The sequence below is a fragment of the Streptomyces sp. NPDC001401 genome (assembly GCF_042895385.1).
In the GTDB taxonomy this organism is placed as follows: Bacteria; Actinomycetota; Actinomycetes; order Streptomycetales; family Streptomycetaceae; genus Streptomyces.
The window spans coordinates 439899-454437 of the sequence record NZ_JBIAWI010000004.1 but is presented as its reverse complement, the minus strand read 5'-3'; the positions used below and the strand labels follow the sequence as shown (position 1 = coordinate 454437).

Annotated in this window: 16 protein-coding genes; 5 read left to right on the top strand and 11 right to left on the bottom strand. The window is 71.4% G+C overall.

Annotated features, from left to right (window positions below; all coding sequences use genetic code 11):
* Positions 1-110 precede the first annotated feature (110 nt).
* Positions 111-452, top strand: coding sequence for an ATP-binding protein (locus ACFY10_RS17385; RefSeq protein WP_390665977.1), 342 nt, complete (start codon positions 111-113; stop codon positions 450-452).
* A gap of 77 nt (positions 453-529) precedes the next feature.
* On the opposite strand, the gene ACFY10_RS17380 is transcribed toward ACFY10_RS17385, so the two are convergent.
* The 5 genes from ACFY10_RS17380 to afsQ1 form a co-directional block, all read right to left on the bottom strand.
* Positions 530-733: a PspC domain-containing protein gene (locus ACFY10_RS17380; RefSeq protein WP_030929945.1), complete on the bottom strand. Its 204-nt coding sequence runs from the start codon at positions 731-733 to the stop codon at positions 530-532.
* A 95-nt stretch (positions 734-828) separates the two neighbouring features.
* Positions 829-1332, bottom strand: coding sequence for a VanZ family protein (locus ACFY10_RS17375; RefSeq protein ID WP_390665976.1), 504 nt, complete (start codon positions 1330-1332; stop codon positions 829-831).
* 256 nt (positions 1333-1588) lie between these two features.
* Complete coding sequence (locus ACFY10_RS17370) at positions 1589-2209, bottom strand: hypothetical protein (protein ID WP_390665975.1); 621 nt, start codon at positions 2207-2209, stop codon at positions 1589-1591.
* Positions 2206-3789, bottom strand: a complete 1584-nt coding sequence (locus ACFY10_RS17365) for an ATP-binding protein (RefSeq protein ID WP_390665974.1) — start codon at positions 3787-3789, stop codon at positions 2206-2208. The genes ACFY10_RS17370 and ACFY10_RS17365 overlap by 4 nt, the downstream gene beginning before the upstream one ends.
* Complete coding sequence (gene afsQ1 / locus ACFY10_RS17360; RefSeq protein WP_390665973.1) at positions 3786-4463, bottom strand: two-component system response regulator AfsQ1; 678 nt, start codon at positions 4461-4463, stop codon at positions 3786-3788. Before afsQ1 ends, ACFY10_RS17365 begins: the two co-directional genes overlap by 4 nt.
* 254 nt (positions 4464-4717) lie before the next feature.
* On the opposite strand from afsQ1, the gene ACFY10_RS17355 reads away from it, so the two are divergent.
* Positions 4718-5470: a SigE family RNA polymerase sigma factor gene (locus ACFY10_RS17355; protein ID WP_390665972.1), complete on the top strand. Its 753-nt coding sequence runs from the start codon at positions 4718-4720 to the stop codon at positions 5468-5470.
* 170 nt (positions 5471-5640) lie between these two features.
* Here the strand turns inward: ACFY10_RS17355 and ACFY10_RS17350 are convergent, their stop codons facing one another.
* Positions 5641-6276 carry a uridine kinase gene (locus ACFY10_RS17350; protein ID WP_390665971.1) on the bottom strand — a complete coding sequence of 212 codons (636 nt, stop codon included), beginning with the start codon at positions 6274-6276 and terminating at the stop codon, positions 5641-5643.
* Between the two features lie 127 nt (positions 6277-6403).
* On the opposite strand from ACFY10_RS17350, the gene ACFY10_RS17345 reads away from it, so the two are divergent.
* Positions 6404-6805 carry a hypothetical protein gene (locus tag ACFY10_RS17345; protein WP_390665970.1) on the top strand — a complete coding sequence of 134 codons (402 nt, stop codon included), beginning with the start codon at positions 6404-6406 and terminating at the stop codon, positions 6803-6805.
* Positions 6806-6892: 87 nt separating this feature from the next.
* Here the strand turns inward: ACFY10_RS17345 and ACFY10_RS17340 are convergent, their stop codons facing one another.
* From ACFY10_RS17340 to deoC, 3 genes are read right to left on the bottom strand one after another with little or no spacing between them, the layout of a single operon-like run.
* Entirely contained in the window at positions 6893-7792 is a 900-nt protein-coding gene (locus tag ACFY10_RS17340) for an aldehyde dehydrogenase family protein (RefSeq protein ID WP_390665969.1), read from the bottom strand.
* Positions 7785-9215, bottom strand: a complete 1431-nt coding sequence (locus ACFY10_RS17335) for an aldehyde dehydrogenase family protein (protein WP_390665968.1) — start codon at positions 9213-9215, stop codon at positions 7785-7787. Before ACFY10_RS17335 ends, ACFY10_RS17340 begins: the two co-directional genes overlap by 8 nt.
* Before the next feature lie 6 nt (positions 9216-9221).
* Entirely contained in the window at positions 9222-10181 is a 960-nt protein-coding gene (deoC, locus tag ACFY10_RS17330) for a deoxyribose-phosphate aldolase (protein ID WP_390665967.1), read from the bottom strand.
* A gap of 113 nt (positions 10182-10294) precedes the next feature.
* On the opposite strand from deoC, the gene ACFY10_RS17325 reads away from it, so the two are divergent.
* Together ACFY10_RS17325 and ACFY10_RS17320 are read left to right on the top strand one after the other, a co-directional pair.
* Positions 10295-11005 carry a PH domain-containing protein gene (locus ACFY10_RS17325; RefSeq protein ID WP_390665966.1) on the top strand — a complete coding sequence of 237 codons (711 nt, stop codon included), beginning with the start codon at positions 10295-10297 and terminating at the stop codon, positions 11003-11005.
* Positions 11006-11129: 124 nt separating this feature from the next.
* Positions 11130-11255: a hypothetical protein gene (locus ACFY10_RS17320; RefSeq protein ID WP_390665965.1), complete on the top strand. Its 126-nt coding sequence runs from the start codon at positions 11130-11132 to the stop codon at positions 11253-11255.
* A gap of 152 nt (positions 11256-11407) precedes the next feature.
* Here the strand turns inward: ACFY10_RS17320 and ACFY10_RS17315 are convergent, their stop codons facing one another.
* Together ACFY10_RS17315 and ACFY10_RS17310 are read right to left on the bottom strand one after the other, a co-directional pair.
* Entirely contained in the window at positions 11408-12589 is a 1182-nt protein-coding gene (locus ACFY10_RS17315) for a hypothetical protein (RefSeq protein ID WP_390665964.1), read from the bottom strand.
* 180 nt (positions 12590-12769) lie between these two features.
* Entirely contained in the window at positions 12770-14410 is a 1641-nt protein-coding gene (locus ACFY10_RS17310) for a phospho-sugar mutase (RefSeq protein ID WP_390665963.1), read from the bottom strand.
* Positions 14411-14539: the final 129 nt, after the last annotated feature.

Below are 14539 nucleotides of genomic sequence, written 5' to 3'. Positions count from 1 at the left end.
CGGGTATTCACAACCCGTTCGCATTTCGATGTTTGCGACGGGCGGGTGCCCGTGTTTACGGTCGTGGACACCGCTCACATTCCCCCAACCCCATTTCGAGGACGCATTTTATGAAGCAGTCTGCTGCCAAGACCCTCGGTGTCGCCGCTCTCGGTGCCGCCTTCGCCGCCACGGGCGCGGGCGCCGCGAACGCGGCCCCGGCGGTTCCGGACGCCACCGGGACGCTGGGCTCCGTCACCAGTGCGCTCCCGGCGCAGAACGTCTCCCAGGCGCTGCCGGGCGCCCAGGCGGCGGTGGCCCAGGGCAAGCCCGCCCTCGAACGCGGTCTGTCCTCCGTGCAGCCGTCCGCCCGTGCGATCGCCGACGGCCCGTCCGCGCCGGTCGCCGGGCTGCTCGGCGGTCTGCCGGTGCCCACGCGCGGCCTGCCCGTGAACGGTATGCCGATCGGCTGAGCCGCCTCCCGAATGCGCCGATGGGGCGCACCCCTGGGCACGGGGTGCGCCCCATCGGCGTACGTACGACAAGGGGCTCACCAGGCGGTGCGGGCCGCCTTCTCCTCCGAGGGCAGCAGGATCCACAACGCTATGTAGAGCAGGAACTGCGGGCCCGGCAGCAGACAGGAGAGCAGGAAGATCACGCGCATCGTGGTCGCGGAGGTACCGAAGCGCCGCGCCAGACCGGCGCACACGCCGCCGATCATGCGGCCGTGGGTGGGGCGGACGAGGGCGGACATGTGCGGCTCCTTCGTGAGCGACGGTTTAGGCGGCCTCTTGGCGGCTGCCTCATCTGCCTTCCACGCTACGGAGACGAAGGGGGCAAAGCGTCGCTCTACGGTGCGATCCCGACCCTGGGAAACGTCGGGGTTCGACCCTGAACCGCTTCCTCCTGGCGGACGGCCGCCCGTTCGTTCCGCTCGGACCTGCGGCGGAGCCAGGAACGGGCCGCGGGGACGACCGCGAGATGGGCGAGCGCCACGCCCACGGTGTTCAGGAGCAGCGAGTCGACGTCCGGTACCCGGCCGGGCACTCCGGTCTGCAGCAGCAGGATGCCCAGGGAGACCAGCGCGCCCGCGGCGACCGTACGGACGAAGGAGGCGAGCGGGAAGGCCCAGAGCCTGCCGTGCGCCATCGGGAGCAGTACGCCGAGCGGCGCGAGGAGGCCGACGCCCTCACCGATGCGGCGGGCCGCCTCCGGCCGTCCCAGGGCCAGGTCGGCCCGTATCCCGGCGAACGGATGCAGGTTGGGGGGCATCACCCAGGGCACATCCAGCGGGCGCAGCGTGAGCCAGGCGACGAACGCGAGGTGTGCGACGAGGAGGACACCCCCTGTCACACGGATGCGGATCGCGGCACTGCGGGCACGCTCCGCTTGAAGGCCGGTTCGGAATCCGCGGGCCGTCTGTGGCTGGTCGCGCCCACGCGGCGGAGCCGCATATGTCGCAGCCCCGCGCCCCTTCGGGGGCGTGGTGCTCCACCGGGCTTCACCGGTTCCGCCTTGACGCTGCACGACCCCCTAGACGCGGCCCGCGGCAGGATCGGTTCCGGCTTGTCCAGAGGTACCTCTGTGAGGCTTCCGCCACACCCGTACGTCAGCCGCCCGTGACCTCGCTCGACGGCGGCTGCTCGGTGCCCGGGCGGGAGCGGACCTCGTCCGTGCACTCGTAGCGCCGCAGGGGCTCCTTGCCGGGGCCGCCGAGGATGACCGAGCCGTCGCCCTCGGCCGCCGCCGAGTCGGAGAACGTGCAGACGACCTGGGCCAGCGCGAAGGACGTGAGGTCACCGGGCGGGTTGCTCAGCCGGAGCGCGTCCTCGGGGTCGCCGGAGCGGGGGCCGCTCACGGTCATGCCGCCGCGTACGTCCGTGGTGTACCCGGCCTCCTTCTCGGCGGCCGAGGGCGTTGCCGCAAGCTGGTCGAGCAACCCCTGCGCCACCAGCACCCGCCGCTGCGAGTCCGGGGAGCCGTCCGGGACCCGTACCGTCCGGTCCACGGCGACCAATGACGAGCTGCACAGCAGGAACACCTGCACCGGCAGCCCGCGCGAGGCCTGTGTCGAGACGTCCGGCTCGGCCAGCGAGCACTGCACCCGGGAGGGCGCCGCCCCGAAGTCCGTCGGCACCTCGGTGGACCGGATGCCGCACCCGGTGAGCAGGGCGGCCAGGAGGGCAGGGACGGCAAGGAGGCGGAGCGCCGGCAGGCGTCGTACGGTCATGAGGCGTTCCCGTTCTTCCCCGTGTCCTTCTCGGATTCCTCCGTCAGCGCCGACGCGTCCCGCGGCAGCCGCAGCGTGAACACCGCACCCCCGTCGGGGGAGTTGGCGGCAGTGATCTCGCCGCCGTGGATGTGGGCGTTCTCCAGGGCGATGGAGAGGCCGAGGCCGCTGCCCTCGGAGCGCGGGCGGGACGCGCTCGCCTTGTAGAAGCGGTCGAAGACGTGCGGCAGGACGTCCTCGGGGATGCCGGGCCCGTGGTCGCGTACGGCGATGACGATCTGGGCTCCCTCTCCGCTGTCCGCGTCCGACGGCCGCACCGACACCCGCACCGGCGACCCGCCGTGCTTGAGCGCGTTGCCGATCAGGTTGGCGAGGATCACGTCCAGGCGGCGCGGATCGACGCGGGCGTGGATGCCGCGCTCGGCGTCCAGGTCCACCGCGTCCAGCCAGGCCCGGGCGTCGATGCAGGCGGTGATCTGGTCGGCGAGGTCGACGTCGTCCAGGACCAGCCGGGCGGTGCCCGCGTCGAAGCGGGTGACCTCCATGAGGTTCTCGACGAGGTCGTTGAGCCGCCGGGTCTCGCTGACGACGAGCCGTACGGCAGGCTCGATCATCGGGTCCATCGACCCGGACTCCGCCTCCAGCTCCTCCTCCAGGATCTCGGTCACGGCGGTGATCGCGGTGAGCGGCGTACGGAGTTCATGGCTCATGTCCGCGACGAAGCGCCGGGACGCCTCGTCCCGCGCGGCCATGTCCTCGACCCGTTTCTCCAGGGCCTCGGCCGCGTAGTTGAACGTCCGTGACAGATCCGCGAGTTCGTCGGTCCCCGACACTCTGAGCCGGGTGTCCAGCTTGCCCTCGCCGAGCCTGCGCGCGGCTGCCCCGAGACGCTGCACCGGCTTCAGCACGGTCGAGGCGGCGGCCTGCGCGAGCAGCGCCGAGCCGACCAGCGCCAGCCCGGTGGCGATCCCCAGCGACCAGGCGAGGGAGTTGAGGTCCTTGGCCTCCGGCTCCAGCGACTTGAGCATGTAGCCGGTCGCCCCGCCGTCGATCACCCTCGTGCCGGCCACCAGATAGGGCGTGCCGTGGTCGACGACGCGCTGCCAGTACAGGTGGTACGCGTCCTTGTTGCCGGAGTCGACCTGCTGCTTCTTGTTCACCGCGGCGCGCAGCGACTTGGGCACGTCCCGCAGCGAGAAGCCGTCGAGGCCGCCCGAACTGCCGTACACCGTCTTGCCGCCGGGGTCCTGCGCGACGAGCAGCACGCTGAAGCGCTGGCTGCTGTTGGCCATCTGGCCGGCGGTGTGCTGCAGTTCGTCCTGCGTGGGGTGCGGGGGCAGCGTGCCCGCCCGGGTCTGCATCGCCTGCTTGAAGTCGCCGAGCACCGCGTCCTGGGTGCGGGTGAGTACGGCCTCACGATTGAGCCAGTACGCGATCCCGGACGCGGACACGGCGGCGGTGAGCGCCACCAGCCCGAAGACGACCACCAGACGCAGCCGCAGACTGGTGAAACGCAGCCGTGAAAGATGTCCCTTGCGGGCCGCGGCCCAGCCGCGAACCCCCCCTTGCGCTTCGGTCACTGAGGCGTGTCCAGCCGGTAGCCCACGCCGCGCACGGTACGGATCAGCGTCGGGGACGACGGCACGTCTTCCACCTTCGCACGCAGCCGCTGGACGCACGCGTCCACCAGCCGGGAGTCGCCGAGGTAGTCGTGCTCCCACACCAGCCGCAGCAGCTGCTGCCGCGACAGGGCCTGGCCGGGCCGCCGGCTCAGCTCCAGGAGCAGCCTGAGCTCGGTGGGCGTGAGCTGCAGGTCCTCGCCGTTCTTGGTCACGGTCATGGCCGCGCGGTCGATGACCAGGCTGCCGAAGCTCGCCGCGTCGGTCGACTCCCGCTCGCCGCGCCGCAGTACGGCCCGGATCCGGGCGTCCAGCACCCGCCCCTGGATCGGCTTGACCACATAGTCGTCCGCGCCGGACTCCAGCCCGACCACGACGTCGATGTCGTCACTCCGCGCGGTCAGCAGAATGATCGGCAACTGGTCCGTGCGCCGGATGCGCCGGCACACCTCGAACCCGTCGATGCCGGGCAGCATCACATCCAGCACGATCAGGTCCGGCCGCTGCTCGCGCAGGAGCTTCAGACCGTCCTCACCGGTGGCAGCGGTGGCAACCCGGTGTCCCTGGCGCGTAAGAGACAGCTCCAGGGCCGTACGGATGGCGTCGTCATCCTCGATCAGCAACAGGGTAGGCACGCGCTCATTCTGGCCCATGGTGGGTCGGGGTTTCGACTCCTGCTGCGGACCTGTACGCCTGCGTGCTCGTACCGCTCTTCTCTGTGACCGTGCTGTGTCTTCCCTGCGGCCGACCCCTGTGACAGGTCTGTGACAGTCGGCGGACACGGCCATGAAGGTGCGGGGGCAAGCTTTTCGGCACAGGCAAGGAAGCACCACAGAGATACACCGCCTGAGCAAGCCGAACACCGGAAGTCCACGACGGGGGGCGCGAGATGAACATGCTGCACAGCACCAGCACCAGCGCAGTGGTCACGCGCCTGCACGACGTGAACGGGGGCCGGGGTTCAGAGAAGTCCGGTGCCGTGAACGGGCGGGGGTGCGTTCGCGGCACCGGGCGTCAGCACACCGCGTACATGACGGTGGTTGACACCTTCACGGGGATCACGGGGGATCCGCACGGGGGAAGCGCGTACAGGGAGGACACGGGGGAGCATCGCTCGCTGTCGGAGGCGGAGTTCACCGCCTACGTCCAGGAGCGTCGCGCCTCCCTGTACGCCACCGCCTACCACCTGACCGGCGACCGCTTCGAGGCCGAGGACCTGCTCCAGAGCGCCCTCTTCTCGACGTACAAGGCGTGGGACCGGATCAGCGACAAGGCCGCGGTCGGGGGCTACCTCCGCCGCACCATGACGAACCTGCACATCAGCGCGTGGCGCCGCCGCAAGCTGAACGAGTACCCGACCGAGGAACTGCCGGAGACGCCCGGCGACACGGACGCGATGCGCGGCACCGAACTGCGCGCGGTCCTGTGGCAGGCGCTCGCCCGCCTCCCCGAGCTCCAGCGCACCATGCTGGTCCTTCGCTACTACGAAGGCCGCACGGACCCGGAGATCGCGGAGATCCTCGACATCAGTGTCGGCACGGTGAAGTCGAGCATCTGGCGGTCGCTCCGCCGGCTGCGCGAGGACGAGGTCCTCAGCTTCGGCCGTGACGAGGAGGACGCCTTCGGGGAGCTCGTCGCCTGAGGGTTGTGGGGGGAAGCAAGTAACGGGGGAAGCACGGGGGAGCGGTAACCGGGGGGACCAACGGGGGATCCACGGGGGAAGCACCACGGGGTAACGGGGGAGAGCGGGACTGGAGGGCCGGGGGGTCCGTCCAGTCCCGCTTTCGTGTGTGCTCCCGCTTCTGTGTGCGATCAGGGGGTGGGAGTCGCCGCCGGGCGGCGGCCCACCGCGGCCGCGGCCAGCCGGCCCAGGGCCTCGTCCCGGTCGCAGGCGTAGGCGCCGAGGGCGGTCTGGCGGGCGATGATCGAGCGTTCCTGGCGCATCAGACGCCAGCCGCGGCGGAGCAGGAACGGGACCGACTTGCGGCCCTCCTTGAGGTCGCGCAGGAAGCGGCGGCGGAAGGTGCGGACCGGGCCGCGGTTCAGGCACAGGGCGTCGGCCAGCAGCCCCAACTCCCGGCAGCGCTCGACGATCTCGGCCGCGAAGATGCCCTCCGCGATGAACAGCGGGGTCCGCCCGATGTCGACGGTCTCCTCGCCCGTGCGGGCGCTCAGCGAGATGTCGTAGACCGGGACGTGCGTACGGCCGGTGCGGCACAGCTCCGCGATCGCGGCGACGGCCGTTTCCGTGTCCCAGGAGTCCGGGTGGTCCCAGTCGATGTCGGAGCTTCCCGCCACGAGTGGCAGCGTCGGGTCCTCGCCCTCCTTGTAGAAGTCGTCGAGGCGCAGCACTGGGAGGCCGGAGCGGGCGGCGACAAGGGACTTGCCCGAGCCCGAGGGGCCGCAGAGCAGTACGACGCGGGCGGGGGAGGGGAGATGAATGCTCACGGGACACCAGTTTGACGTATTCCGTACGCCCTGCCGACCCCGCGGGTCGGCTTTGGAGTGCGCATCACATCTCAACTACCCTTCGTGTCGACCTGATTACTCAGTGAATTCGAAGGTGGCTTCTGCAATGGCACGACACGCTTCCCCCTCCAAGCCCCACGCCCAGCGCGCCCTGATCGCCCTCGCGACCGTTTCGGCGGCCCTCGGTGCGAGCGCGGCGACGGCGTCCGCGGACTCCACTGCCGCCGTGAAGGTGCCCGTGTCGCCGGTCGCCGCGGCCACCGCGCTCGGCAAGCTCGACCCGCAGAAGAGCCTGCAGGCGCCGACCGGCCAGGTGCGGTCCGTCACCGGCTCCGTCCAGGGCCTCAAGCGCGGCGCCCTCACCCGCAACACGGTCGCCCCGATGGACAACCCGCACATCGCCGGCCCGCTCTCCGGCCTGGCCGGCCTCGCCCAGGAGAGCCCGGTCGGTACGGTTCCGGCGGCGCTGGGCACGGCCGCAATGCTGCTGGGCGGCCACCTGGTCTGAGCCGGACCGCCGGGCCGCCGGCGGACGAGTGAGAGCCGCGTCTTCCCCGGACGGAGGGAGGACGCGGCTCTCGGCCTTCAGCAGGGCTCAGTACGACGAGCCCGACGCACCCAGTGACCCCGTCGGGTGCCAGACCGTCTTCGTCTCCAGGAACGCCGTCATGCGGTCCGTGCCCGGAGTCGCCGACCAGTCGACTTCATCCACAGGCTGTGGACGGAGAACGCGCTTCAGGTTGTCCGCCGCCGCGATCTCCAGTTCCTTCGCCAGGCCATCGTCGGTGCCGGCGCCGGCGAGGTCGATCGCGTTGACGTCCTGGTGCGCGGCCAGCGGTGCCGCGATCTCCGCCGTACGGCCGGAGAGGACGTTGACGACGCCGCCGGGCAGGTCGGAGGTGGCCAGGACCTCGCCAAGGGAGAGGGCCGGGAGCGGGGACTTCTCGCTGGCGATCACGATCGCCGTGTTGCCGGTCGCGATCACCGGGGCGATGACGGAGACCAGGCCGAGGAAGGACGACTCCTGGGGGGCCAGGACGGTGACCACGCCCGTCGGCTCGGGGGAGGACAGGTTGAAGTACGGGCCCGCGACCGGGTTTCCGCCGCCGACCACCTGGGCGATCTTGTCGGTCCAGCCCGCGTACCAGACCCAGCGGTCGATCGCCGCGTCCACGACCACGGCGGCCTTCGACTTCGACAGCCCCTCCGCGTCGGCCACTTCGCGCACGAACTGCTCGCGGCGGCCCTCCAGCATCTCCGCGATGCGGTAGAGGATCTGGCCGCGGTTGTACGCCGTCGCGCCCGACCACGCCCCGAACGCCTTGCGCGCGGCGACCACCGCGTCACGGGCGTCCTTACGGGACGAAAGGGGCACGTTCGCCAGCCAGTTGCCCTTTTTGTCGGTCACCTCGTACACCCGGCCGCTCTCGGAACGCGGGAACTTCCCGCCGACGTACAGCTTGTAGGTCTTGAAGACACTGAGCCGATCAGACATCGAGGTACGCCTCCAGGCCGTGACGACCGCCCTCGCGGCCGAAGCCCGACTCCTTGTAGCCGCCGAAGGGCGAGGTCGGGTCGAACTTGTTGAACGTGTTGGACCAGACGACGCCCGCGCGCAGCTTGTTCGCGACGGCCAGGATCCGGGACCCCTTCTCGGTCCAGATGCCCGCCGACAGGCCGTACTGCGTGTTGTTGGCCTTGGCGACCGCCTCGTCGGGCGTACGGAAGGTCAGGACCGACAGCACCGGGCCGAAGATCTCGTCGCGGGCGATCCGGTGCGCCTGGGTGACGTTCGTGAAGAGCGTCGGGGCGAACCAGTAGCCGGAGGACGGGATGTCGCAGGCCGGGGACCAGCGCTCGGCGCCCTCCGCCTCGCCCTGTTCGACCAGCGAGGTGATGCGGGAGAGCTGTTCCTCGGAGTTGATCGCGCCGATGTCCGTGTTCTTGTCCAGCGGGTCGCCGAGGCGGAGCGTGGTCAGACGGCGCTTGAGGGAGTCCAGGAGTTCGTCCTGGATCGACTCCTGGACGAGGAGCCGGCTGCCCGCGCAGCAGACCTGGCCCTGGTTGAAGAAGATGCCGTTGACGATGCCCTCGACGGCCTGGTCGATGGGGGCGTCGTCGAAGACGATGTTGGCGCCCTTGCCGCCCAGTTCGAGGGTGAGCTTCTTGCGGGAGCCGGCCACTGTGCGGGCGATCTCCTTGCCGACCGCCGTCGACCCCGTGAATGCGACCTTGTTGACGTCCGGGTGCGCGACGAGTGCGGCGCCCGTGTCGCCGTAGCCGGGAAGGATGTTGACGACGCCCTTGGGGAGGCCCGCCTGGCGGCAGATGTCCGCGAAGAACAGGGCGGAGAGCGGGGTCGTCTCGGCGGGCTTGAGGACGACCGTGTTGCCGGTCGCCAGCGCCGGGGCGATCTTCCACGCCAGCATCAGCAGCGGGAAGTTCCAGGGGATGACCTGGCCCGCCACGCCGAGCGGGCGCGGGTCGGTGCCGAAGCCGGCGTGGTCGAGCTTGTCCGCCCAGCCCGCGTAGTAGAAGAAGTGCGCGGCGACCAGGGGGAGGTCCGCGTCCCTCGTCTCCTTGATGGGCTTGCCGTTGTCCAGGGTTTCCAGGACGGCCAGTTCGCGGCTGCGCTCCTGGATGATCCGGGCGATGCGGAAGAGGTACTTCGCGCGCTCGGCACCGGGCAGCGCCGACCACTTCTCGAACGCCTTGCGGGCGGCCTTCACCGCGCGGTCGACGTCCTCCGAGCCGGCCTGGGCGACCTCCGACAGCACTTCCTCCGTGCTCGGGGAGACCGTCTTGAAGACCTTGCCGTCGGCGGCTTCCGTGAACTCGCCGTCGATGAACAGGCCGTACGAGGGCGCGATGTCGACGATCGCGCGGGACTCGGGTGCGGGTGCGTACTCAAAAGCCATGATGGATCAGTCCACCGTCACGTAGTCGGGGCCGGAGTAGCGGCCGGTGGCCAGCTTCTGACGCTGCATCAGCAGGTCGTTCAGGAGCGAGGAGGCGCCGAAGCGGAACCAGTGGTTGTCCAGCCAGTCCTCGCCCGCGGTCTCGTTGACCAGAACGAGGAACTTGATCGCGTCCTTGGAGGTGCGGATGCCGCCGGCCGGCTTCACGCCGATCTGGATGCCGGTCTGCGAGCGGAAGTCGCGTACGGCTTCCAGCATCAACAGGGTGTTGGCGGGGGTGGCGTTGACCGCGACCTTGCCCGTGGACGTCTTGATGAAGTCCGCGCCCGCCAGCATGCCGAGCCAGCTCGCGCGCCGGATGTTGTCGTACGTCGACAGCTCGCCGGTCTCGAAGATGACCTTCAGGCGGGCGTCCGCTCCGCAGGCCTCCTTCACGGCGACGATCTCGTCGTAGACCTTCAAGTAGTTGCCCGCGAGGAACGCCCCGCGGTCGATGACCATGTCGATCTCGTCGGCGCCCGCGTTGACGGCCTCGCGCACATCGGCCAGCTTCACGGCGATCGGGGCGCGGCCGGCCGGGAAGGCGGTGGCGACCGAGGCGACCTTCACGGTGGAGCCGGCGACGGCCTCCTTCGCGGCGGGCACCATGTCGGGGTAGACGCAGACGGCCGCGGTCGCGGGGGCCGTACGGTCCGTGGGGTCGGGGTGGACCGCCTTGGCGCCGAGCGCCCGGACCTTGCCCGGGGTGTCCGCGCCTTCCAGCGTCGTCAGGTCGACCATCGAGATGGCGAGGTCGATGGCGTACGCCTTCGCGGTCGTCTTGATGGAACGGGTGCCGAGCGAGGCGGCGCGCGCCTCCAGGCCGACCGCGTCGACGCCGGGCAGCCCGTGGAGGAAGCGGCGCAGCGTGCTGTCGGACGCGGTGACGTCAACGAGAGCGTGTGCTGTGTTTGCAGTGGTGGGCATGGTCACCAGACGAGCATATCTACGCGCGTAGCGGCTGTACACCCCCGGTTGCTCGTCGAGTGCCCGCCCACCACGTATGAGCAGCGTGTCGGATGTCGGGCACAATCGGGGCCATGACGACCCCGGACCACGAGTCACCAGCACCGCAGCCCTCGGCCCCCGAGTTCAAGGACCGGGTCTACCGGTCGCCCGCGGGTATCGCCGGCGGCGTCCTGCTGCTTGCCATCGCGGGCTGGCTGGGCATTGACGCGATCGTCTCCGGGCACGGCCGCACCCCGTGGCTGGCGCTCGCCACGCTGATCCTGATCGTGCCGCTGGTCGTCGCCTTCACGCTGCGCCCCGCCGTCCACGCCAACGAGCAGCGGCTGCGCATCCGCAACCCGCTGCGCATCGTCGTGGTGCCCTGGGGAGAGGTCGCCGTGCTGCGGTCCGGCTACTCCAACGAGGTCGTCGCGAAGTCCGGCAGCAAGTACCAGCTGTGGTCCGTCCCCGTCTCGCTGCGGGCGCGGAAGAAGGCGGCGCGGCGGGAGGCCAGGGCGACGGCGGACCGGACCGCGGAGGCGAGCGGTCGGCGTCCACGGGGCCGTTTGGGCGGTATGGGCGGTCCCTTCGGGCCCGGCGGGTCCTTGGGCGGCGGCGCCCTCCCGGAGGGGCCTCCGCGCGCCGAGAGCGACAAGGTCATGGACGACCTGCGCGAGCTGTTCGAGAACCATGAGCAGGCGGAGCGGGCGCAGGGCGAGGTGACGGTGCGCTGGGCGTACGAGATCGCGGGGCCCGCGCTGGCCGGGGCGGTACTGCTGGCGATTCTGGTGGCCACGGGCTGACGCGCCGACGGGCGGCGGGGCGGCTTCACGGAGTGGACGGGCGTTCGGCTTCCGCCTGCCGCGGCTGGAGCGGAGGCTGAGTCTGATCCACCCCTACGAACGGGTCGCCGCCGAGATCACCGCGATGTGGCAGGAACCGTCCGCCCGCCCGCTCGGCGCGTGCGGCGAACGGGAACGGAACCGCCGGCTGTGGCCGGAGGCCGTCCTCGTGGCCCTGGCGTGGACGGCCGCGCTCCTGCTGCTCCCTTAGGGCCCGTCCGGCGGATCGGCTCGGCGTCGCGGGCTCTGGCAGGTGCTCCCCCACTGCCTCAAAGGCGTGGGGGACCCCCATGACCCCGCTCGGGGCGGCCGACAGGCGCCGTTCCCGGCAGTCGGCCTGATCCGCCGGACAGGCCCTGGAAATCAGGGCGCGCTCGGCCACAGCAGGACCATGTTCGCGCTCAGGTACGCCGAGCCGAGCACCGCTGCCGTCAGGAAGAGGGTGCGGTAGCGGCGGGAGGCGCGGGTCAGGTGCAGGGCCACCGGGAGCAGCAGCGGGAAGCCCGGCATGAGGAAGCGGGCGCGCGGGAAGTAGACGCCGCCGCTGCCCAGGACGATCACCAGCAGGACGCCGGTGAGGACCAGCAGGGGCAGCGGCTGGCGGTCCCACACCGCCAGGCCGAACAGCACCACCGACGCGACGAGCGTGCACGTCACCATCACCAGGAACAGATGCGGCCGGGGGTCGACCCCCAGGAGCTCCTTGATCCGGCGCAGCGTCTCCACGCCGCCGTCCAGCTTGTTGTGCCACAGCCGCTGTACGGCGAAGTAGCCGTCCCAGCGCCCCAGCCGCAGGCCCACCCAGCCGACGTACGCACACCAGCCGAGCGGGGCGAGGGCGGCGGCCGCGAGCAGGCGGATGTCGCGCGGGCGGTGGCGGAGGGCGAGCAGCGCCCAGGCCGTGACCGCGGCGGCCACCGCGATGCCGGTGGGGCGGGTCAGGCCGGCCAGCGAGGCGAGGGATGCCGCGAGAAGCGGCCGGTCGGCCAGCAGGGCGTACAGCGCCCAGGCGGCGAACGCCGTGAACATGGACTCGGTGTACCCCATCCACTGCACCAGCCCGACCGGATACGCGGCCCAGAGCGTCGTCAGCAGGACGCCCACCCGGCGGCCGTGCAGCCGGTCGCCGACCGCGAAGACCCCCCAGGCGGCCAGCAGCGAGGCGAGCACGGCGATGGCCAGTCCGGTGGAGGCACGGCTGCCCGGAGTGAGCACCGCGACCGCCTTCACCAGGCACGGGTAGAGCGGGAAGAAGGCCAGGTTGTTCGCGTCGTACTCGGTGCCGAGCGCGTGCGCGTAGCCGTGGTCGGCGATGCCGAGGTACCACCTGGCGTCCCACTCGATCGCCAGGATCGGCCAGACGCCGTGGTGCTGACGGTGGGCCCAGAGGGCGAGGACCAGCAGGCCCGTGAGGCGTACGGCCAGGTAGGCGAGGAGAGCGGGGGCCGCGCGGCGCAGCAGGGACGGCACACCATGGGGCCGCGGCTCCCGGCCGGGGGGCGCGGTGGTCGCTCGGGGTGTCGGCCGGAATGCGGTCGTGGACACGGCGGCGGCTCCAGGGCTGGCTCGGCGGTGCGGTTGCGGTCCACCGTTGCCCGGGCGCCGGGGCGGCGTGTGGCGGCCGGGTCAACAGCCCTGGGGAAATCACTCGAAGGGGTGTCCCCGGGCAGTGGCCGGGGACACCCCTTCAAGATCGAGCGGCGCGGCAGCTTCGCGCGATACGGCTCAGATGCCGGCCGCCGCCGACAGGTCCCGCTTGATCGCCGCGAGGAGGTCGTTCGCGGTGGCATGGGCCGCCGGGAGGCCGGCGTGCGCGGCGACGGGGACCACGACCTCCAGGTAGCACTTCAGCTTGGGCTCCGTGCCGCTCGGGCGGACGATGACGCGCGCGCCGTCGAGCGTGTAGCGCAGCCCGTCGGTGGGCGGCAGCCTGTCGGTGCCCCGGGTGAGGTCCTCGCCCCTGGTGATGGCGAGGCCTGCCAGCTCGGTCGGCGGCTGCTCGCGCAGCTGCTCCATGGCGCGGGCGATGACCGACAGGTCCTCCACCCGGACCGAGAGCTGGTCGGTGGCGTGCAGCCCGTGCTCCACGGCGAGGTCGTCGAGGAGGTCCGGCAGGGTCCGGCCCTCCTCCTTGAGCTCGGAGGCCAGCTCGGTGATGAGCAGCGCGGCGGTGATGCCGTCCTTGTCGCGCACGCCGTCCGGGTCGACGCAGTAGCCGAGGGCCTCCTCGTAGCCGTAGCGCAGGCCCTCGACGCGGGCGATCCACTTGAAGCCGGTGAGGGTCTCCTCGTACGGCAGACCCGCCTTCTCGGCGATACGGCCGAGGAGGGAGGACGAGACGATCGACTCGGCGAAGGTGCCCCGTGCTCCGCGCCTGACGAGATGGGCGGCGAGCAGGGCCCCGACCTCGTCGCCGCGCAGCATCCGCCAGGCCCCATCTGCCTTGTCGTCCTTGACTGCCACGGCGCAGCGGTCCGCGTCGGGGTCGTTGGCGATGATCAGGTCCGGGTCGGTCTCGCGGGCCTTCGCGAAGGCGAGGTCCATGGCGCCGGGTTCTTCCGGGTTGGGGAAGGCGACGGTGGGGAAGTCCGGGTCCGGCTCGGCCTGTTCGGCGACCAGGACGGGCGCGGGGAAACCGGCGCGGGCGAACGCGGCGAGCAGGGTGTCCTTGCCGACGCCGTGCATCGCCGTGTAGACGGTGCGGGCGGTGCGGGGGGAACCGGCGGCGAGCACCGCGTCCGTGCGGGCCAGGTAGGCGTTCAGGACGCCGTCGTCGAGGGTCTCCCAGCCGGATTCCGGACGCGGCACGTCGTTCAGGGAGGCGATCGCGTCGATCTCGGCGGCGATCTCCGCGTCGGCCGGCGGCACGATCTGCGAACCGTCGCCGAGATAGACCTTGTAGCCGTTGTCGCGGGGTGGGTTGTGGCTGGCGGTGACCTCCACGCCGGCGACCGCGCCGAGGTGCCTTATCGCGTAGGCGAGGACGGGCGTGGGGAGCGGACGGGGAAGTACCGCGGCCCGGAAGCCCGCGCCCGTCATCACGGCGGCGGTGTCGCGCGCGAAGTCCGCGGACTTGTGCCGGGCGTCGTAGCCGACCACGACCAGGCCGCCACGCTGCCCCTTGGCATTGAGGTAGGCGGCGAGTCCGGCGGCGGCACGGATGACGACCGAACGGTTCATGCGCATGGGCCCGGCGCCGAGTTCGCCGCGGAGACCTGCGGTGCCGAACTGGAGGGTGCCGCTGAATCGCTCGGCGAGCTCCGCGACGTCACCGGCCTCGATGAGCTTGGCAAGCTCGTCGCGGGTCTCCGGGTCGGGGTCCTCGGCGAGCCAGGATGTGGCCCGGGCGATGAGATCGTCGTGCACGGTCGGTCCAGCCTCTCGTGTGGTCTGAGGGGGGGGTGCCTGCGGCGCATCCGCGGGTTCGGTGGGGGGCCGTGTAGCGCCTGCGGTTCGATTGTGGTCGGGGCCGCGCCGGGGGGTGTCCGTCCTCGG